The 19,381-nt window shown below is 36.6% G+C and carries 17 protein-coding genes; 12 read left to right on the top strand and 5 right to left on the bottom strand.

The window, feature by feature from the left end; translation table 11 throughout:
• Positions 1-98: 98 nt before the first annotated feature.
• Both ASF92_RS12845 and ASF92_RS12840 read right to left on the bottom strand, forming a co-directional pair.
• Complete coding sequence (locus ASF92_RS12845) at positions 99-2,540, bottom strand: TonB-dependent receptor domain-containing protein (protein ID WP_056093508.1); 2,442 nt, start codon at positions 2,538-2,540, stop codon at positions 99-101.
• 241 nt (positions 2,541-2,781) lie between these two features.
• Positions 2,782-4,464 (bottom strand): Zn-dependent hydrolase, encoded by a 1,683-nt coding sequence (locus ASF92_RS12840; protein ID WP_056093503.1) that lies wholly within the window; start codon positions 4,462-4,464, stop codon positions 2,782-2,784.
• A gap of 113 nt (positions 4,465-4,577) precedes the next feature.
• Between ASF92_RS12840 and ASF92_RS12835 the strand changes: the two genes are divergently transcribed.
• Positions 4,578-5,414, top strand: coding sequence for an N-acetylmuramoyl-L-alanine amidase (locus ASF92_RS12835; protein WP_056094465.1), 837 nt, complete (start codon positions 4,578-4,580; stop codon positions 5,412-5,414).
• A gap of 178 nt (positions 5,415-5,592) precedes the next feature.
• Here ASF92_RS12835 and ASF92_RS12830 read toward each other — a convergent pair whose 3' ends face one another.
• Positions 5,593-7,248, bottom strand: a complete 1,656-nt coding sequence (locus tag ASF92_RS12830) for a glutamine--tRNA ligase/YqeY domain fusion protein (protein WP_056093500.1) — start codon at positions 7,246-7,248, stop codon at positions 5,593-5,595.
• A gap of 228 nt (positions 7,249-7,476) precedes the next feature.
• Between ASF92_RS12830 and ASF92_RS12825 the strand changes: the two genes are divergently transcribed.
• From ASF92_RS12825 to ASF92_RS12795, 7 genes are all read left to right on the top strand, one after another.
• Entirely contained in the window at positions 7,477-7,896 is a 420-nt protein-coding gene (locus ASF92_RS12825) for a cobalamin B12-binding domain-containing protein (protein ID WP_056093496.1), read from the top strand.
• 3 nt (positions 7,897-7,899) lie between these two features.
• Positions 7,900-8,679, top strand: coding sequence for an enoyl-CoA hydratase/isomerase family protein (locus ASF92_RS12820; RefSeq protein WP_056093492.1), 780 nt, complete (start codon positions 7,900-7,902; stop codon positions 8,677-8,679).
• Between the two features lie 88 nt (positions 8,680-8,767).
• Complete coding sequence (locus ASF92_RS12815) at positions 8,768-10,165, top strand: sigma-54 dependent transcriptional regulator (protein WP_056093489.1); 1,398 nt, start codon at positions 8,768-8,770, stop codon at positions 10,163-10,165.
• Between the two features lie 71 nt (positions 10,166-10,236).
• Positions 10,237-11,286 (top strand): AI-2E family transporter, encoded by a 1,050-nt coding sequence (locus ASF92_RS12810; RefSeq protein WP_056093486.1) that lies wholly within the window; start codon positions 10,237-10,239, stop codon positions 11,284-11,286.
• A gap of 59 nt (positions 11,287-11,345) precedes the next feature.
• A complete protein-coding gene (locus ASF92_RS12805) occupies positions 11,346-11,612 on the top strand; it encodes a YtxH domain-containing protein (RefSeq protein ID WP_056093484.1) in 267 nt (88 codons plus the stop codon).
• Between the two features lie 44 nt (positions 11,613-11,656).
• A complete protein-coding gene (locus ASF92_RS12800; protein ID WP_056093481.1) occupies positions 11,657-12,037 on the top strand; it encodes a phage holin family protein in 381 nt (126 codons plus the stop codon).
• Positions 12,024-12,461: a hypothetical protein gene (locus ASF92_RS12795; protein ID WP_056093477.1), complete on the top strand. Its 438-nt coding sequence runs from the start codon at positions 12,024-12,026 to the stop codon at positions 12,459-12,461. Before ASF92_RS12800 ends, ASF92_RS12795 begins: the two co-directional genes overlap by 14 nt.
• Before the next feature lie 162 nt (positions 12,462-12,623).
• Here ASF92_RS12795 and aspS read toward each other — a convergent pair whose 3' ends face one another.
• Together aspS and ASF92_RS12785 are read right to left on the bottom strand one after the other, a co-directional pair.
• Positions 12,624-14,369 (bottom strand): aspartate--tRNA ligase, encoded by a 1,746-nt coding sequence (gene aspS, locus ASF92_RS12790; RefSeq protein ID WP_056093473.1) that lies wholly within the window; start codon positions 14,367-14,369, stop codon positions 12,624-12,626.
• 96 nt (positions 14,370-14,465) lie between these two features.
• Positions 14,466-14,870 carry a nuclear transport factor 2 family protein gene (locus ASF92_RS12785; protein ID WP_056093469.1) on the bottom strand — a complete coding sequence of 135 codons (405 nt, stop codon included), beginning with the start codon at positions 14,868-14,870 and terminating at the stop codon, positions 14,466-14,468.
• A 339-nt stretch (positions 14,871-15,209) separates the two neighbouring features.
• Between ASF92_RS12785 and ASF92_RS12780 the strand changes: the two genes are divergently transcribed.
• The 4 genes from ASF92_RS12780 (at position 15,210) to ASF92_RS12765 (ending at position 19,265) form a co-directional block, all read left to right on the top strand.
• Positions 15,210-15,767, top strand: a complete 558-nt coding sequence (locus ASF92_RS12780; RefSeq protein WP_231729809.1) for an RNA polymerase sigma factor — start codon at positions 15,210-15,212, stop codon at positions 15,765-15,767.
• Complete coding sequence (locus ASF92_RS12775) at positions 15,760-16,305, top strand: hypothetical protein (protein WP_056093466.1); 546 nt, start codon at positions 15,760-15,762, stop codon at positions 16,303-16,305. The genes ASF92_RS12780 and ASF92_RS12775 overlap by 8 nt, the downstream gene beginning before the upstream one ends.
• A gap of 92 nt (positions 16,306-16,397) precedes the next feature.
• A complete protein-coding gene (locus tag ASF92_RS12770) occupies positions 16,398-17,687 on the top strand; it encodes a hypothetical protein (RefSeq protein ID WP_231729808.1) in 1,290 nt (429 codons plus the stop codon).
• A 198-nt stretch (positions 17,688-17,885) separates the two neighbouring features.
• Complete coding sequence (locus ASF92_RS12765) at positions 17,886-19,265, top strand: S41 family peptidase (protein ID WP_056093463.1); 1,380 nt, start codon at positions 17,886-17,888, stop codon at positions 19,263-19,265.
• Positions 19,266-19,381 lie beyond the last annotated feature (116 nt).

The following is a 19,381-nucleotide window of genomic DNA, read 5'->3' as shown; positions in this document are numbered from 1 at the left end:
TTTATAAAATAAATTATCCCTCAAAAGAACGTTTCCATAAATAAAAAGCCGCCGGTGTAAGCCGACGGCATAAAATATTAGAGTGGAAAAATTTGAATCTAATTCTTCATCCTGCCTTGCTCCGATTCTGTACCGGTGGCACGGCGACGGGCAGGTTTAATTTCATTTTTACCGAAGCGATAAGTAAAACTAATCCTACCAATCCGGCTTTCATTTTTTTGATGAACTTCATATTTCAAACCCGGGTAGCCACTCGATAAATCATTTTTATACATGTTAAATATATCGGATAAAGCCAGTTTTAAACTTGCCTTTTTATTCATCATCGACTTGCTCAAACCTGCATCTATTGAATAACGTGATTTTATCCGTAAAGTTCCGTAATCAAGCGGTGATTCATAGCTGCCATTCAACTCTGCCGTAAAACCACTTACAATGGTAAAACTTTGTTGAGACTTAAACTGGAATGACGTTTTACCCGTTTTTAATGGAGACCCAGCCAAATCTGGCGCTTCGAAACTTAAGTAAAAAACATTCAAATTATTATTCATAGACCACCATTTATTTACCTTAACCGGAACGTTCAAGTTCGCATTGTAACTGATGTTTTTCGCCAAGTTCTCGTTGGTTTGGTACAAGGCTTTCTGTGCCTCATCTGGCAACAATACTTCGGTGATTACATCGGTTGTTCTGCTATAGCCAACTGAGAGCATATATTTTTGCATGAATGTATAACTTAACTCGAGATTATTGGTATACTGAGGTTTCAGGAATGGATTTCCTTTATTGTATGTGTACTGGTCTAAATAATATACAAATGGATTTAAAGCATCATAACTGGGGCGATCAATTCTCCGGCTGTATGAAAAACCAAGCTGGTTATTTTTAGAAAGTGTCTGTTGTACAAATAGCGTTGGAAAAAAATCCCAGTAACTGCGTTTCACCACCGTATTCGTAGTAACTAAATTGCCTTTTGAATTCGTTTGCTCTACCCTTAAGCCGAATTGAATGCTGGTATTCTTGAACTGTTTATTAATGTTTGTGTAGGCTGCATTTACATTTTCATCATAAATGAACTGGTTGCTGCGGCGAACATCATTCTGCCAGTTACTATTTACCAATTCTTCTGCTTGTAAGTCGTTGTCGGTTTTAACAAAACTACTTTTAACGCCCGCTTCCAGCTTTACAGTTTTGCTCAAGCCAACATTATAATCAGCTTTGAATGCTTTGATATCAATTTTGGATGGTGTATTATTCCTGGTGTAACTAATCGGACGGATTCTGCTACCATTCGCATACAGATAATCATTTTCATAATCAGAACCATCGTTGCCATCATATTTTGAATAATCTACATCAATTGAAAGTTCGGAACCTGCAGTATCCAGAATCGATTTGTAATTTAAGTTATAAGACAGATTGTTGTATTTATTCGTCTGCAGGCTGTTTGAAACTAGAGAAGAATCGACTTGTTGAAATGACGGGCCAATTAAAGTATTGTTCATCGATGCTTCAGTCCCATGATTAAAATAGCCGTTCACCAACAAGCCAATTGTGTTTTTTTTATCGATGAAAAAATCTAACCCTGCTTTAAAGTTGTTGTTTTGTTGTTTTCTACGGCTTGTACCTGCTTGCATGAAATAAGTATCTGGTGTGCCATTCGAAATCCGATCGATTGTAATAAGATTTTCCCGCTCCGTATTTCCGTAATTGTAATTGCCGAAAAGATTCAATTTCTGGGTTCTGTGATTTAAGTTTAAACCAGCATTCCCCCGGAAGTTTTTACCATAACCAGCGGTTGCATTTACGCTTCCATTTGTACCGCCACTTTTACTTTTTTTGGTTTTAATATTAATAATTCCCGAGTTTCCGGAAGCATCGTACTTTGATGATGGATTGGTAATTAATTCGATGGTTTCAATTTCAGAACTTTGCATGTTCCGAAGCAAGTTCGCAACGTCTGCGCTACTCATATAGGTTTGTTTTCCATCTAGCTGAATGAGCACGCCCTGCTTTCCCTGCATTGAAATATTATCATTCTGATCGACGGAAACACCTGGTGCTTTTTGCAAAACTTCGAGGGCATTGGAACCTGTCATTACTGCACTACTGGAAACATTCATCACGACTTTATCCATTTTCCTTTCGATTAATGGCTTGGTTACTGCAACGGTAACTTCCTTTAAATTCTGTGAAGTTGAAACCAGTTGGGCAGACCCGAAATCTACTCTTTGATTTTCTTCTGAGATGGATATCACTTTACTTTTAATCGTTTTGTAACCCATATTGCTTGCTTTGTAGAAGTAGTCTCCTTTATCAGAAACGGTAAAACCAAAATTCCCATTCTGATCCGTTAATGCCGTTTTGACTACGCTCGAATCGGCAGCTTTTAAAAGTACAACGGTTACATAATCTGCTGGTTTTTTATTTTCATCTAAAATGGTACCTGTTACGTTCGTTTTGCTTATTGTTTGTGCAAAAATGCTCGCCGAAGAAAAAATGGCTGTGATAATCAGTGCTATTTTGTAAAAATTTTTCATTTGTTTAGGTCTTTTGTTCTAAAAATTCCGGCAAAACGATTTCTATAACACATAAAATGTATTTCAATCAATTTGCTATCTATTTAAAGCTTAGTTTTTGGAAACGAAGGGCTTCCAACGTTTAGTTATTATTAAGACGACCATTTTTTGGAAAGGTTACAGGATTTTTTTAAAGAATTATTTTTCGCAAAAAAAAAGCCTCAGATGACTGTGGCTTAGTTATTTATAAGTTAAATATTTTTTACTTCATCCCCAATACGTCAACACCTTGTTCAAAAACAACATCAACAGGTATGTTTTTCCTGGTTAACCTGTCTAAATCAGATTGCAGTTCTGTGGGAATAACTGCCATCGTTTTTTGCGCTTTTTCTACAGCCGCTTTATCTCCGTTACCTTGCAACATGATAATGAAAGCACTTAAATCATTCATCGCAGATGCGAATTTATCGAAGCTCACTTTATAAGTTCCTTTAGCAGTACGTTCGAATGCACCTTTTTCTTTAAAGTAGTTGAAGCATTGCATATTTGCTTTTCCATGCGCTTCTGACACACCAAAACGTACAGAACGTAAAATGCCTGCCATAAATGTTGTGTAGTAATCTTTTATATCACCCTGCAATTCGCCCTTTTTCAACAATCCGGTAACCATATATAAGCCTAAAACATCCGCTTTGCCTTCTTCAAGCCAGCTGTACTGCTCTTTTAATGCTGCACGAACGAAACCTTTTCCGGTAATTGTTTTTTTAATGCCTAAACCATGGGCGACTTCATGAAACATCACGTTCGCAAAAAAGGCATCGAACTTAATGTATTTCTGCTGCTCAGCATCGATGAGCTCTTTAGAAATCGGCATTAAAATTTTCTCGAATTTAGCCTGCATGGCATTCTTTAGCTGTGATCGGCGGGTACCTTTCTCTTGCTGAATTTTTTCGTCGTTAGGTAGATTTACTGCAATTGTTTTCGAACCAGCATTGCAATCACCTGCATAATAAACAACATCGTAGGCATTTAACTCAGAATCTGTTCCTGGTGTTTCGGTTTTATATTTAGCTGCAACGGGTAAATTCTTTTGCAATTCGGGAAGTAGTTTTACATACTTCGCCAAGCGTTTACTCCATTCTTTGTCTTTTATTAAAACATAAGCTTCATAACTGGTTCTCGCATTGAAGAGCTTATCTTCATAATTTTCAATCGGGCCGATAATTAAATCCAAACCATTGGATTTCATATCTAACCATGCATAATCACTCGCAGTAAAATTGTCCGTCACCAAAGCATCAGCTCTCAAATTGAGGTATTTTTTTAACCCGGCATCATCAGCTATCAGTGCTGCCTGTTTTAATAATGAAGATGCTTTTTGAAGTTCAGCCGCAAATAAAACATGATATGGAATGGTACTTAGCTTTCCGGTGCTGTCTTTTTGAATTACCGAATAGGCACCAAATTTGTCTGCCAACGAAGATTTTTCAATTTCTTCTTTAGTAATCCCGTAAGGATAAAATGATGCACCTTCCGGTTTTGCGCCAATTCCGGCGACAAAAGGTTTATCGTTATTTAATCTGTCCCAAGGGCCATAATTTATGTTTACGAAATCTCTGGTTTTTTCATCCTTAATCGACGCCAATAAACTATCTTTTTGAGGATAAGCCTGTTTCCAATACAACTCATCCATAATTTCGGCCGCCTGAATAAGTAGTGGTAACACTTTGCGATCGTTTATACTTAGCTGGTTTAAATTCGTTGATAATTTAACCCGTTCATAAATTGGTAAACGTTGGGCGACGTAGTTGATTAAGCTATCTTTTTGGACAACATTAGCGGTTTTATCATTTGCTGTTTTGGTTGTATTTGTGCAGGCTGAAAATAACCCTGCCGATAATGTTAGCGCAGTCAATAGTCTATTTGCTTTGTATAATTTCTTCATTGTAGATGTATATCGCTACTAAATTAGTAAAATTTGAAAGCTTTGTATAAAGTTTGATGCAAAGGCTGAACTTTACCATAACTTTGTACCTTCACCACATTAAAAAATACCTTATGCGATTAAATCGTTTTTCAAATAACCATTCAACGCTCTTAATCATCTTTTCAATATTTGTTTCTGCATGCAGTACAAACAAATACGCAGTTACAGAAAAAATTTATAAGGAAAAAGCTAAAGGCTTTTCAAAGGTTATTCTGGCAGCCCCACCCGAAGGCCAGCTTTACGATTCAATAAATGCTGCAAACCAACAATGGATCGGTTCGGTGAATTTTGGGATACGAAAGCCAAACTTTGTAATTATACATCATACTGCTCAGAATAGCTTGAATCAAACCATAAAAACATTTCATTCTACCAGAGCCGGAACAAGTGCTCATTATGTAATTGGCCGGGATGGAAAAGTAGTGCATATGGTTAACGATTATCTTCGGGCTAACCATGCCGGTATAAGCAAATGGGGCAAGGATACAGATTTGAATTCTTCATCAATTGGGATTGAACTGGATAACAATGGAATAGGCGATGTATGGCAGGATGCGCAGATTAATAGCCTCATTAAGTTGCTGGCAACCCTGAAAAAAACATACAACATTCCAACGGCGAATTTTATTGGCCATGCAGATATTGCGCCAGGGCGTAAAAACGACCCTAAAAATTTTCCCTGGAAAAGATTGGCCGATAAAGGTTTTGGATTTTGGTACGATGAGGTTCTGAAAAACCCACCAGCAGACTTCGATACAGAAAAAGCCCTCAAATATATTGGTTACAATACCGCTAACCTGCCCGCCGCCATCGAAGCCTTTAAAATTCATTTTATACAATCAGATATCACTAAGACTTTAACTCCTGTAGATATTTTAGTGTTGTACAATATTTATACTAAATATTAACGTAGTTAAATTTAGGGATAGAGTTTGCCAAGGAATTTACTGGATTTAAATATTCCGTGATTTCTGTGTTTCTGTGGCAAGCCTCGCAAAATAAGCATAAAAAAACACGGATGAATCGGTTTTCATCCGTGTGTATGATTTACAAAGCCCTCCCTTTTGGGGAGGGTTGGGTGGGGCTTTAATTCGGTTTCTTAAAAGTATCTTTTAACGTAACCGTTCTATTGAAAACCAATTTATCTGCTGTAGAATCTCTGTCTAAACAAAAATACCCTTTACGAATAAACTGATATCGACCTTCTAAATCAGCTTCAGCTAAGGCTGGTTCTATGAAAACCTTTGGTAAAATGGTTAAACTTTCAGGGTTTAAATAATCCTTGAAATCACCTTCTTCAGCATCTGGTGTTTCAGAAGTAAATAGTCTGTCGTATAAACGAATTTCTGCGGTTTTTGCATGTTGTGCACTAACCCAATGGATTGTTCCTTTTACGTTAATTCCACTTGTATCGCTTCCGCTTATTGATTCAGGAATGTACGTACAGTGAATTTCCGTTACGTTTCCGTTTTCATCTTTTACGAAATCTTCGCACTTAACAATATAAGCGAATTTAAGGCGGACCATAGCACCAGGTGCCAAACGGAACCACTTTTTCGCAGGAACTTCCATGAAATCTTCACGTTCAATCCAAAGTTCATTGCTAAAAGGAATTATACGAGTACCACCCCCATCTTCAGCTTCAGGATTATTTTCACCGATTAAATCTTCAGTACCTTTTTCGTAATTGGTGATGATTAATTTAATTGGATCTAAAACCGCCATCACACGATTGGCTGTTTTGTTTAAATCTTCACGAATACAGAATTCCAATAAGCTTAATTCGATTAGATTTTCACGTTTAGCAATGCCAATACGCTCACAAAACTCACGAACACTTTTTGGTGTAAAACCCCTTCTCCGTAAACCGGAAATTGTCGGCATGCGTGGGTCGTCCCAACCGCTAACTAAATTCTCATTAACTAACTGCAGCAACTTACGTTTGCTCATTACAGTGGAAGTCAGATTTAAACGGGCAAATTCATATTGCTTGGATGGAAAAATTTCCAATTTTTCAATAAACCAATCGTACAACTCCCGGTGGGAAACGTATTCTAAAGTACAGATGGAGTGCGTAATGTTTTCAATACTATCGCTCTGTCCGTGAGCAAAATCATACATTGGATAAATGCACCATTTATTACCCGTACGATGGTGTTCAGCATGTTTGATTCGGTAGATAATCGGGTCACGCATTAACATATTCGGACTGGCCATATCGATTTTCGCTCTTAAAATGTAAGCGCCATCAGGAAAATCGCCATTTTTCATTTTGGTGAAAATATCTAAATTCTCTTCAACACTACGATTGCGATATGGGCTATCCTGACCAGGTTCTGTTGGGGTTCCTTTTAGTGCAGCAATCTCATCCGCAGAACTTTCATCAACATAAGCCAGGCCTTTTTCGATTAGTTTCACGGCAAATGAATACAGCTGATCAAAATAATCTGATGCATAGAGTTCATGTTTCCAGTTAAAACCCAACCATTTAATGTCCTCCTGCTGACTATTTACGTACTCCGTTTTTTCCGTAACCGGATTGGTATCATCAAAACGCAGGTTGGTGTAACCACCGTATTTTTGTGTTAGTCCGAAGTTTAGACATATTGCTTTAGCATGGCCAATGTGTAAGTAACCGTTAGGTTCCGGCGGAAACCGCGTAACCAAAGTTTCATACTTGCCACTATTTAAGTCGTTCTCAACAATTTCTTCAATAAAGTTCAATGACTTCTCTTCACTCATAAAACCTGTAAATTAGGAATGCAAATGTAAAAAGTTTGAGCGTAATTATGTAAGGAATAGTAAATAGATAATGGTTAATAGGGAATAGGGACGAAAAGGAGCTAAAAGATAAATGTAAGGGGTTGTTAAACCAGATATAGAGAATTGATGGGATTCTATTTCCTGTTTCCTATTCTCTATTTCCCGTAAAAGAAAAATCGATACATTTACATCAACTTAATATTCATTATGAGCAAAGTATTAAACCGGCCAATACGTGTTTTAGTGGCAAAAGTTGGGCTTGATGGTCACGATCGTGGCGCAAAAGTTATTGCCACCTCGCTTCGTGATGCAGGCATGGAAGTAATTTACACTGGCCTTCGCCAAACACCGGAAATGGTCGTTAATACCGCATTGCAGGAAGATGTTGATGCCATTGGAATCTCCATTTTATCAGGCGCTCATATGACCGTTTTCCCAAAAATTATTCATTTTATGAAGGAAAAACAACTGGATGATGTATTGCTAACCGGTGGTGGAATCATACCGGAGACCGACAGGAAAAAACTTAGCCAGATGGGTGTGGGAGAATTATTCCCACCGGGAACAACCATGGCGAGCATAGTAGAGTACATTCAAAATTGGGTCGAAAAAAACAGAACTTTTTAAATTATGGTTTATCAAAATTTAATATCAGAATTAAAAGAAAATATTTTATACGTTGTTATAAATCGTGAGAAAGCACTAAACGCATTAAATAAGGACACGCTTAATGAACTTGCTGATGTTATTGCATTCGCCGGAAAAACGAATGAGGTAAGGGGTGTAATTTTAACTGGTGCTGGCGAAAAAGCATTTGTTGCCGGTGCTGACATTAAGGAATTTTCAGAGTACAATGCAAAAGAAGGTGAGGAACTGGCAAAAAGAGGCCATGAAAATATTTTTAATGCCATAGAAAATTCTCCGAAACCTTTTATTGCTGCAATAAATGGCTTCGCCCTGGGTGGCGGATTGGAACTGGCGATGGCTTGTCACATCAGAATTGCATCTGAAAATGCTAAATTAGGCTTGCCGGAAGTGACGTTAGGGCTGATTCCAGGTTATGGAGGTACCCAAAGGTTGACGCAACTGGTTGGAAAAGGAAAAGCAATTGAAATAATTACGACTGCAAATATGGTAACGGCAGCAGAAGCCGAAAAGATCGGTTTAGTAAATTATGTTGTTCCACAGGCGGATTTAATCAATAAAGCGGAGGAGATACTGAATGTAATTAAACAAAGAGCACCACTCGCCATCGCTTCAGCAATCAAATCCATAGTTGCTTCTTTAAATGAAGAAAATGGCTATGCAATTGAAATCGAAGAATTTGCAAAATGTTTCGAAACTGCTGATTTTAAAGAGGGTGTATCAGCTTTTGTAGAAAAAAGAAAGGCCATTTTTACTGGAAAATAAAATTGTCTAATTAATTAGTCAATTTGTTGCTAGAGAAATTTCAGGTTGTGATTTTTTTTATCTATTTATGCAGTCAACGACTCTCGCAATGAATAAAAAAATTCTCATAATAGATGATGATGTCAATATCAGACTATCATTATCGAAGTTCCTGATCCGAAATGGTTTTGAAGTGGATACTGCCGCTACGGGAAATTCCGCAATGGAAATGCTATCCAAACAGCCATTTGACTTAATTCTGTGTGCTTACCGGCTTAAAGATACCAATGGAAAAGAAATCCTAATTAAGGTAAAAAAAGACCATGTAAAAACTTGTGTAATCATAATTACCCGCTATTCAGATATTAAAATCGCTGTAGAATTAATTAAACTTGGTGCTTATGACTATATTACAAAACCAATATACCCGGATGAGATTTTAAACACAATTAACCGGTCGTTGGAAACTCCTTTTCCATTAAATGGGCCCAGTTCTTCTAGCGGAAGGATTCTGCCTGCTGCCGACAATAGCAATCATTCCGATTATGTTGAAGGTGAAAGTGAAGTATCCGTTATTTTATTAAAACAAGTAGAACTTATAGCGCCCACGTCATATAGTGTTATTCTTACCGGAAAAAGCGGTACTGGTAAAGAATATGTTGCTAAAACAATTCACCTACATAGCTTGAGAAGAAACAAACCTTTCATTGCGATGGATTGTGGGTCGTTAACAAAAGAACTTGCCGCAAGTGAATTCTTCGGGCATGAAAAAGGGGCTTTCACAGGCGCTTTACATACTAAAATAGGTCATTTTGAGCAAGCTAATGGAGGCACAATATTCCTTGATGAGATCGGAAATTTAACTTACGATATCCAGGCAACTCTGTTAAGAGCTGTTCAGGAGCGCAAAATAAAAAGAATTGGAAGCACAAAGGAAATCGAACTGGATGTTAGGATTATTGTAGCAACAAATGAAAATCTAGCTGATAAAATCAAAAAGGGAACATTCAGGGAAGATTTGTACCACAGATTTAATGAGTTTTCCATCCACATTCCACCCCTCAAGAAAAGGGGAAATGATATTTTGATTTTTTCTAAGAAGTTTCTGACCATCACAAATAATGAATTAAATAAAAATATAAAAGGGTTTTCTGAGGAAGTTAAAAATTGCCTTCTAAATTACAGTTGGCCGGGAAATGTTCGTGAACTTAAAAATGTAATTAGAAGAGTTGCGTTGTTGAGTACAAGCGATGAAATTCAAATAGACGCCTTACCATTAGAACTGGTAAACTATGCAAAAAATCACAACCGCGAAAAAACGTTTGACCAGTTTAAATTGAAGTATCTGGACAACCCAAGGGACTTAAAAAACGTGGCTCAGGAAGCACAGCTTGAAACCATCCTACGTGTGTTAGAAGAAGTAAACTTCAACAAAACTAAAGCTGCTAAAATACTCGGTATCGATAGAAAAACACTTTATAATAAAATAAAGGCTAAAAAAAGCTAACACAATAATTAATACTGATGTCCAAACAAAATTCACCATTTTGTTATTAATATACAGCAAGCAACTTATATATGTCGGTGTTCTCTTATAAACAAAGAAATAACATTAATCTTGTTATTATAATAGCACTTGGGCTGCTCATCGCATATTCACTACAGGAGATTTTTAGCGCCATTTTAAGCACACTCGTTTTATACACCATTATACGACCGGGTTATATATATCTGGCAGAAGTAAAAGGGTGGAGCCGAAAATTAGTCGCAATACTACTAATAGCAATTAGCATTGTTCTAATTGTACTGCCTTTTTATGCGCTGAGCAGTATGGTTATCAGCAAAATATCTGAGCTAAGAAATAATGAGATTTTCTTTAGAAATTTACTTGTAAAAATTCAGCATTTAATTCCCGTAAAAATAAACGAAAGCTTAATACAAGAAGGTATGAATCGCTTAGGTAGCTGGGCCACTCAACTTTTTCCATCACTGATTTCAAGTGCGGTAAATATTATTCTCAGCTTGCTCGTGATGTACTTTTTACTATACTTTATGCTTACAGAGCGTAAAAATTTCGAAGCCTCACTTATTAAATATGCACCTTTCAGAGAGCAAAATGCATTGCGATTCGGTGATGAAATGAGAAATACGACTTTCGCAAATGTTATTGGACAAGGTTTAATTTGCCTGGTTCAAGGCGCTCTGGTTAGCTTATCCTTTTTCATCCTTGGCTATAAGGATCCCATTTTTTGGGGCGTTATAACTACGTTCATTTCTTTTGTGCCAATATTAGGACCACCAGTAGTGTTCGTACCAGCGGCAATATTGCAAATAGCAAATGGAAATAACTTTGCGGGTTGGGCAATGTTAATTTTTGGATTTGTCGTTATAATCAACATTGATAATGTTCTCAGATTTATGATAGCAAAAAAAGTTGGCAATATCCATCCGATAATAACAGTAATTGGCGTAATTATTGGTATTCCACTATTTGGGATACTAGGTTTAGTTTTCGGCCCCCTTTTATTATCTTATTTTATTTTACTCGTTAAAATTTATGAAACCAGTACGCTTGCTTCAGAAAGATTAGAAAGAATTAAAACAAATAACGAATATAAAGAGTTATAATTATAGCTTATTGTTAATAGAAAACCCTTAAAAAAATTAAACCCTTAAAATACATTATTATGAACGATAATTCAAAAGTTGTAGTTGCACTACTAGCTGGACTAGCTGCAGGAGCCGCACTAGGAATTTTATTTGCACCTGAAAAAGGTGAAGAAACGCGTGATAAATTAAGTCAATCATTGAAAGATCTGGGTGATTCAATAAAAGATAAAGCTGCAGACGAAATCAATAATCTTTCTAGTTTAAAAGATAAGGTAGTTGACTCTATTAAAACCAAGCTAAGAAGTGTTGAAGAGGAATACAGTGACGACGTAGAACACGCATAAATAAATAATCGCTTAAAGAATGCAAGCTAAAATTCATCCGAATTATGCAGGAAAATAAAGATAAAAGTATTGAAGATCTAATAGATGATGCAAAAGGCTTTTTAGAAGCCAGGGTGGAATATACCAGGCTTCATCTCGTAGAAAAAGGTTCAAAAATTTTCGCGGATTTAGTAACAAACACCTTTGTTATAGTATGCTTTATATTGGCTTTTTTATTTGGTTCTGTAACGCTTGCGCTTTATTTATCAGATGTGCTTAATAGTTATTCTGGAGGATTTGGTTGTGTGTCTCTAATTTATATTTTATTGGCCATAATCGTTTACCTTACTAAGGATAAATACATAGAGAAGGCTATTATAAACATGGCGATAAGAAAATATTTTGATAAACTCGCAGATAAGGAGGAAGACGATGAAAAACTATAGAAACATCAGAAGTCTCGACGATTTGCAGGCAAAAAAAATTGAATTAAAAGTTGAGTATATACTTAAACAGAATATGCTCAAAGCAGATACCAGTAACTTTTTTCGTCAGTTTACATTGGGCGCACTAATTAAAAAGTACGCTAAACCAGGTAATCTTTTTAAAGTCGATGATAAATTGAATTTAAGTGGCACAGCAATGTCTCTGTTATTACCGATGTTCATGAATAAAACTTTATTCAGAAGTGCGGGTTTTTTAACAAAGGCTGCTGTAGGGCTGATTTCCGGTAAGGTTGGAAAATCTTTAGATGCCGAACATATCTCTGCAATTTTCAATTCCGTAAAAGGATTCTTCACTAAGAGGACTGAAAAAAAAGCAAAGAAATTTGTTGATTACGGGATTCCGCCAGATAGTGAAACTTATTAGTTCAATGGTTCATTTCTTTAATTACTATTAAGAAAAACGTTAAAATGAATTATAATAAAGCCTCAGGATTTTTAAATCCTGAGGCTTTATTATATACATCTGGCCTTTTTAAAAATAATATCTACGCCATAACCATTGAGCAATGACTAACGAATAATTGAACTATAAATCTGTTTTAATTTTAAGTTCTTTCAGTTGCTTATCATCGATGCTACTCGGACTATCAATCATTACGTCTCTTCCTGAGTTATTTTTCGGAAATGCAATTACGTCACGAATTGAATCCAAACCTGCAAAAATTGAAGTTAAACGGTCAAAACCAAAGGCAATGCCACCATGCGGAGGCGCGCCAAACTCGAAAGCATCCATTAAGAAACCAAATTGTTTCTGAGCTTCTTCGGCACTGAAACCTAAATGCTTAAACATTAAAGCCTGTAATGCTCTGTCGTGAATACGAATGGAGCCACCACCAATCTCGGTTCCATTGATAACCATATCGTATGCATTCGCCCGAACATTTTTCGGATCAGTATCTAGCAAAGCGATATCTTCTGGTTTTGGCGATGTGAAGGGATGGTGCATGGCATGGTACCGTTCAGTTTCCTCATCCCACTCTAAAAGAGGAAAATCTAAAACCCAAAGCGCAGAGAATTTATTTTTATCGCGCAGGCCTAAACGGTTACCCATTTCTAAGCGAAGTTCATTTAATTGCTTGCGTACTTTATCCGTTGAACCGGCAAGTACTAAAATCAAATCGCCTTTTTCCGTTTCGAAAGCCTGGCTCCATTGTTTCAAATCTTCTTCATTGAAGAATTTATCCACAGAAGATTTAATGGTTCCATCATCATTATGACGGGCGTAAATTAATCCGGTCGCGCCAATTTGAGGCCGTTTGATAAAGTCAGTCAGCTCATCTAACTGTTTACGGGTATAACTTGCAGCACCTTTGGCATTAATCCCTACAACCAATTCTGCATTATCAAAAACTGGAAAACCTTTGCCTTTTACCAAATCGTTAAGCTCTATAAACTGCATTGCAAAACGGGTATCTGGTTTGTCAGAGCCATATAAACGCATGGCATCTGCGTATTGCATGCGCGGAACTTCAGGTAAATCGTAATTACGGACTTCTTTAAAAAGCGTACGGATTAGCCCTTCGAAAGTATTCAGGATATCCTCCTGTTCGATGAACGACATTTCACAGTCAATCTGTGTGAATTCAGGTTGACGGTCGGCTCTTAAATCTTCGTCTCTGAAACATTTAACAATCTGGAAATACCTGTCGAAACCGGAAACCATAAGCAACTGCTTAAAAGTTTGCGGTGATTGTGGTAAAGCATAAAATTCACCGGCATTCATACGACTTGGCACCACGAAATCTCTTGCACCTTCCGGCGTAGATTTAATTAAAACCGGTGTTTCTACTTCGATGAAATCCAAAGCATCTAAATAACGTCGAACCGATTGTGCCATTTTATGACGTAAAACCAAATTATTACGAACCGGATTACGGCGTAAATCCAGGTAACGGTATTTCATTCTCAACTCATCACCTCCATCAGTTTCATCATCGATTAAGAACGGAGGTAATTTTGCCGCATTCAGAACCTCCAATGCCGAAATTTTGATTTCTACATCACCAGTCGACATTTTGGGGTTTTTGTTGCTACGCTCCACCACTATACCGGTGGCTTTAATAACAAACTCGCGGCCTAATGTACGTGCTGCTTCGCAAAGCGCACGATTGTCATCCATGTTAAAAACCAACTGAGTAATACCATAACGATCGCGAATGTCTATAAAAGTCATACCGCCTAAATCTCTTGATTTTTGCACCCAACCGCACAGGGTTACACTGTCGCCCAAATTTTCAAGGCTTAATGCACCGCAGGTTACCGTTCTTAACATATTGTAATTCTAGATTAAGCGGCAAAAATACCGATTTTGTTTTAAAGATTGGCAGGGAAGATTTAAGAAAGTTCTATCGAAAAGATAGTTGTCGAATTAATACTTTTCTTCTAAAACAATATCAACCGCAAAAACTTTCCATTCACCATTGATGTTTTTCCAATGAAAAATTTCTTCTGTCTGGATCGTTTGCTTTTTAGATAGCACCAATAAATTTGGTTTGATAATTATTGATTTACGGGCGATTTTTTCGGTGAAAACATCATTTTCAAACGATGATTTTATGCGATACTGACTTGTTTCAATTCGTTTCGTTCTTCTAAAAAATTTTTCTATTTCGTTTGAATATGCCTGTTTATCCAGCTTAGTCTGATCTGCATTCGTATAGAGGAGTGAATCATCAAAAACGGATAGATAATTGGCAGCATCCTTATCTTCTAAAGCAGAATTTGCTTTTTTATGTAGATCGTTAATGGTAGAAATTATTAAATCGGTTTCCATAGTATGAAGTTAATCCTTTGTTTCAGGGATTTCAAATTTATGATGAAGTGTCGCATCACTTTCCATAGATTTCGCCTGGAGGTTTTGATTTATTGCGATTAACTTTCTTTAAAAATTAACCCGATTAGCGGCAATAATTTTTAACAATAACATAGCTTTTTATCGAAAAGTTTGAAGTATTGTAGCAAAAGCGTAGCCGGAACCCATTGACTGCTGTATTGCTACAATCTATTTAGCATTTCGCAGCCTTCTCAGTACGCAGCACTTTGTTTAATTTTTTTTTACCTTGATGCAACGTTTGAAAATCCCGTATGTCTTATAATCAGAATATTCGAAATTTTGGAAGCCGTTTACGTAGATAAAAACCTGGAACTTGTAAAAGAATGCATGCGTGGCAGCAGAGCAGCACAGTTTGAATTGTATAAACTGTATGCAAAAGCGATGTATAATGTGGCGCTGCGAATTTTAAATTATGAGGAAGAGGCTGAAGATGTTTTACAGGAAGCATTTTTGGATGCTTTCACCAGAATTGTTGACTTCAGGCAGGAAACCACTTTCGGACTCTGGTTAAAACAGATTGTGATAAACAAATCTATTAATTACCTACGTAAACGAAAGTTTGAATTTGTGAGTACAGATGAAGTTTCGGAAGTTCCTGATGAAGTTACCGCAGATATATATGAAGTGCAATTACAGGCTGATGAGATTAGACAGTCCATAACGCAATTACCCGACGGTTACCGTGTGGTGTTAAGTTTATACCTTTTAGAAGGCTACGATCATGAGGAAATTGCACATATTTTAAAAATAAGTGAAAATACCAGCCGCACCCAATACATGCGGGCAAAAAAGAAATTAAAAAGTATTTTAGAACAGAAAGGGATGAGAGATGAATAATAGATTAGAAACCTTTGTTAAAATAAATCGGAAAGATTTCGATGTTTTTGAACCATCGGCAAGCCTTTGGGCAAAAATTGAACTGGAATTAGATGCCAAACAGAAGTTAGATCGGAAAAGTAAAAAAAAGTCGATAAAGCTTTATTTATGGATGAGTACAGCAGCGGCTATTATAGTTGTTTTCGGTTTAGTTTGGTTTTACGCAGGAAGATCGCGAAACCACGATTTAGAAATCGCTGACGTTAATGCAGCGGCGGCAAAAAAAGAAATTCAGTTCACAAGCCTGATTACCGAGAAGAGAGACAGCCTTGCAATTTTTGCATCCGCGAACCCGGATTTGTATAAAAAGTTTACCGATGATTTGAAGAAACTGGATGATGATTATGAAAGGTTAAAAGCCGAATTGCCGACCACGCCAAATCAGGTTTTTGTAGTTAAGGCAATGGTTAAAAACCGTGAAATACAGCTAAACTTATTAAAGCAACAGTTATTAATTATAAACCAGGTTGATGATTATAAAAAAGTTAACCAGATATAAGAATCGAAACACAACATGCGCTCACCACATTTATTTCACTTAGAACCGGCCGGCAGATTTTAAGGAGCTAAATGTTTAACAACTAACAAAACATGAAAACAATAAAATTATTCTTAGCCTTAATGGCTTTCATCGCCGTAGAAACAAGTGCTCAACAAGGTGTCGTCGTTAACGCGCCTGTAGAAACTTATGCAGTTAATACGACTACAAACTCAAAAACCAACACATTTGCCCGCATTGCGGATGAGACAAAAGTAGTTGGTGACGCAGAACGAACCAAAAATTTTAGTAAAACCTTTAGTGTAGATAACACTGATAAAGTGAGTCTTAACAATCAGTATGGTTCTATGTTAATAAAAACCTGGGACAGGAAAGAAGTGAAGATTGATGTAGAAATTAAAGCTTACAGCAATTCGGATAATGATGTCCAGAAATTGATTGACGAGGTGAGTATTGAAGCCAATAAGGCAGGCGATCTGGTTTCGGTGCGCACAAATATGAATGACAGAAATGGCAATTATGGGCGGAAACTGAGGAATGGTGTTACCACCTGGAGGAGGGAAATTAAAGTTAACTACGTGGTTTATATGCCCTCGGTAAATCCATTAACAGCGCAGCAGCAATATGGAAGTATAAACCTTGGCGATTTTTCCGGGCCTACTTCGTTAAAAGTTCAATACGGAAATTTAACTGCGGGCAATTTGAATAGCACCAACAATTATCTCAATGTAGAGTATGGTAAAATGACCGTACAGAATATAAATACAGCAGTTGTTAAACATGAATATGGTGGTGGTGTTAGCATCGGCTCAGTAGGCACCTTGCAATTGGATGCAGAATATGTTCCGGTAAACGTAAATACAATTTCAAAATCTGCCAACATTAAGGTTCAATATGGAGGCGGATTAACGATTGGTTCTATCGGCGGTAATTTATTGTTGAATAGCGAATATGCAAAAGTTAATATCAATAATATTAAAGGGAATACAGTTATTAAACAAAGCTATAGTAGCCTAACTTTAGCAAACATTGGTAAGCTTTCTCTTAAAACTGAATATACAAACGTTACGCTTGGCACTTTAAACGGCGATGCTTCGATAGATATGGACTATAACCGGCTAACCATTAACGAAATCGCACCTGCCTGTAAAAATTTTAACTTTATAGGAGAATATGCAAGTGTAGGTTTGGGATTCAGCGACAATTACAACGCAACTTTTACAGTTTCTACAACCTACGCAGGCTTTAAATATGGGTCTAATGTAACATCCAGGCTCATAAGCGACGACGACGAGGATAAAAAATATAGTGGTAAGATTGGAAACGGGGGGACGGCTAACGTTATTATAAAAACGGAATACGGAGCGGTAACTTTTAAATAAGAATTTAAACCAAACAAATTAGCAGATCCTGTCAACGTTTTGACAGGATTTTTATTTTTTCAGATATACGATAAATGCACATATAACTCGGATTATAATTAATTTATTTTGTAAATTATGGATCATGTAAATTAAGACGGATTCTTCACCATGAAATAAAATCTGAGAATGACGGATTATCAAACACACTAAATTAATATGAAAAAAATTTTCCTATTTTTAATGTTACCATTGGTTACATTTTCTCAATCCAATAAACTAACTAAGGCCGAAAAAATTTATGGACTATCTAAATTCTGGCAAGAAGTAAATTATAATTTTGTCTATCTAAACAAAATAGATCGTGTTAAGTGGGATAGCACATACAAATCGTTAATCAATTCAATTCAAGAAACTAAATCAGATTACGAATATTACCTTGAACTACAAAAATTCTGTGCTACGCTGAAGGACGGTCACTCCAATGTTTATATGCCAAGTGGTAAAGATTTCGAGCCCTTAAATACTATGTTTGGTGATTACAGGCTCTTTATTGAGAACGTTGAAGGTAAAGCTATAATTACACATGTAAATCTTAGTAAAAAGAATGAAATACCTATAGGCAGTGAAGTCGTTGAAATAAACGGTAAATCAACAAAAGATTACATTCTCGAAAGTGTTTCACCATATATTTCCTCTTCAACAGACTATGTATTGCTGGATTATAGCGTTAGCAAACTATTACAAGGACTTGAGGGCACGCAGTTTGACGTCAAAATTAAAAAACCTACCGGAAAGCTTTTAGAATTAAAACTTACCCATAAGCGCACCGAGGAAAAGGAAGTCTATCCGGCATTTCCAGGCGAATCATCCTTATTAGAGCTAAAGTGGTATCCGAACAGTGTAGCATATATTTCACTTAACTCTTTCGGGGATGAAAAAATCGATTCTATGTTCGTTTCTAAATTACCCGAATTATATAAGGCAAAAGCATTAATTGTAGATTTAAGAAATAACGGAGGAGGAAGCACAGGAATAGGCAGTTACATTTTAAAATACTTAACAAATGATAGTTTACTCTATGGCTCGCGATACGCTACACGACAGTTGAATTCTGCTTTTAAAGCTTGGGGTAAATATACTTCAACAAAAGATACTATCAATAATGCATGGAATAAAAAAGCGCTCCTGACCTATCAGGATAACTACTTCTATAACTTTGATTATACCCCATTAAAAAATCGATTAACAGAAAAGCGATTGGTTATTCCTACAGTGCTTTTAATTGGTCACAATACAGCATCTGCTGCTGAAGACTTTTTAATATATGCAGACAACCAGAAACACATGATTAAAATTGGTCAAAGCTCTTTTGGAAGTACCGGCCAGCCTTATCTTTTTGATCTTCCCGGCGGTGGCGTGGCGAGGGTTTGTACTAAAAAGGACACCTACCCAGACGGGCGTGAATTTGTAGGGAACGGGGTGAAACCAGATATTGAAGTAATTCCAACAATTAAGGATTTTATGAATAATAAAGATGCCGCACTAAATACGGCCGTAAATTATTTAAATAAAAAACAAAGTAATATGTTTAAATAAACAGATTTAAGAGGCTGTCTCGTAAATCTGTTTTCTTTTAGCTTGGTCATTTGAGCATGCGGAATGCCAGAAAGAGCTGTTTGATAATTGCTTCAACAAGTTAAGAATGATATTGC

This window comes from Pedobacter sp. Leaf176 (genome assembly GCF_001424305.1).
Lineage (GTDB): Bacteria > Bacteroidota > Bacteroidia > Sphingobacteriales > Sphingobacteriaceae > Pedobacter.
The sequence above is the reverse complement of the archived record's forward strand: the minus strand, read 5'-3'. Positions and strand labels throughout refer to the sequence as shown.

What these genes read in the sequence shown, in the direction of transcription:
- ASF92_RS12845 (WP_056093508.1), bottom strand. Translation starts at nt 2,540, where the DNA reads ATGAAAAATTTTTACAAAATAGCACTGATTATCACAGCCATTTTTTCT.
- ASF92_RS12840 (WP_056093503.1), bottom strand. Translation starts at nt 4,464, where the DNA reads ATGAAGAAATTATACAAAGCAAATAGACTATTGACTGCGCTAACATTA.
- ASF92_RS12835 (WP_056094465.1), top strand. Translation starts at nt 4,578, where the DNA reads ATGCGATTAAATCGTTTTTCAAATAACCATTCAACGCTCTTAATCATC.
- ASF92_RS12830 (WP_056093500.1), bottom strand. Translation starts at nt 7,248, where the DNA reads ATGAGTGAAGAGAAGTCATTGAACTTTATTGAAGAAATTGTTGAGAAC.
- ASF92_RS12825 (WP_056093496.1), top strand. Translation starts at nt 7,477, where the DNA reads ATGAGCAAAGTATTAAACCGGCCAATACGTGTTTTAGTGGCAAAAGTT.
- ASF92_RS12820 (WP_056093492.1), top strand. Translation starts at nt 7,900, where the DNA reads ATGGTTTATCAAAATTTAATATCAGAATTAAAAGAAAATATTTTATAC.
- ASF92_RS12815 (WP_056093489.1), top strand. Translation starts at nt 8,768, where the DNA reads ATGAATAAAAAAATTCTCATAATAGATGATGATGTCAATATCAGACTA.
- ASF92_RS12810 (WP_056093486.1), top strand. Translation starts at nt 10,237, where the DNA reads ATGTCGGTGTTCTCTTATAAACAAAGAAATAACATTAATCTTGTTATT.
- ASF92_RS12805 (WP_056093484.1), top strand. Translation starts at nt 11,346, where the DNA reads ATGAACGATAATTCAAAAGTTGTAGTTGCACTACTAGCTGGACTAGCT.
- ASF92_RS12800 (WP_056093481.1), top strand. Translation starts at nt 11,657, where the DNA reads ATGCAGGAAAATAAAGATAAAAGTATTGAAGATCTAATAGATGATGCA.
- ASF92_RS12795 (WP_056093477.1), top strand. Translation starts at nt 12,024, where the DNA reads ATGAAAAACTATAGAAACATCAGAAGTCTCGACGATTTGCAGGCAAAA.
- aspS (WP_056093473.1), bottom strand. Translation starts at nt 14,369, where the DNA reads ATGTTAAGAACGGTAACCTGCGGTGCATTAAGCCTTGAAAATTTGGGC.
- ASF92_RS12785 (WP_056093469.1), bottom strand. Translation starts at nt 14,870, where the DNA reads ATGGAAACCGATTTAATAATTTCTACCATTAACGATCTACATAAAAAA.
- ASF92_RS12775 (WP_056093466.1), top strand. Translation starts at nt 15,760, where the DNA reads ATGAATAATAGATTAGAAACCTTTGTTAAAATAAATCGGAAAGATTTC.
- ASF92_RS12770 (WP_231729808.1), top strand. Translation starts at nt 16,398, where the DNA reads ATGAAAACAATAAAATTATTCTTAGCCTTAATGGCTTTCATCGCCGTA.
- ASF92_RS12765 (WP_056093463.1), top strand. Translation starts at nt 17,886, where the DNA reads ATGAAAAAAATTTTCCTATTTTTAATGTTACCATTGGTTACATTTTCT.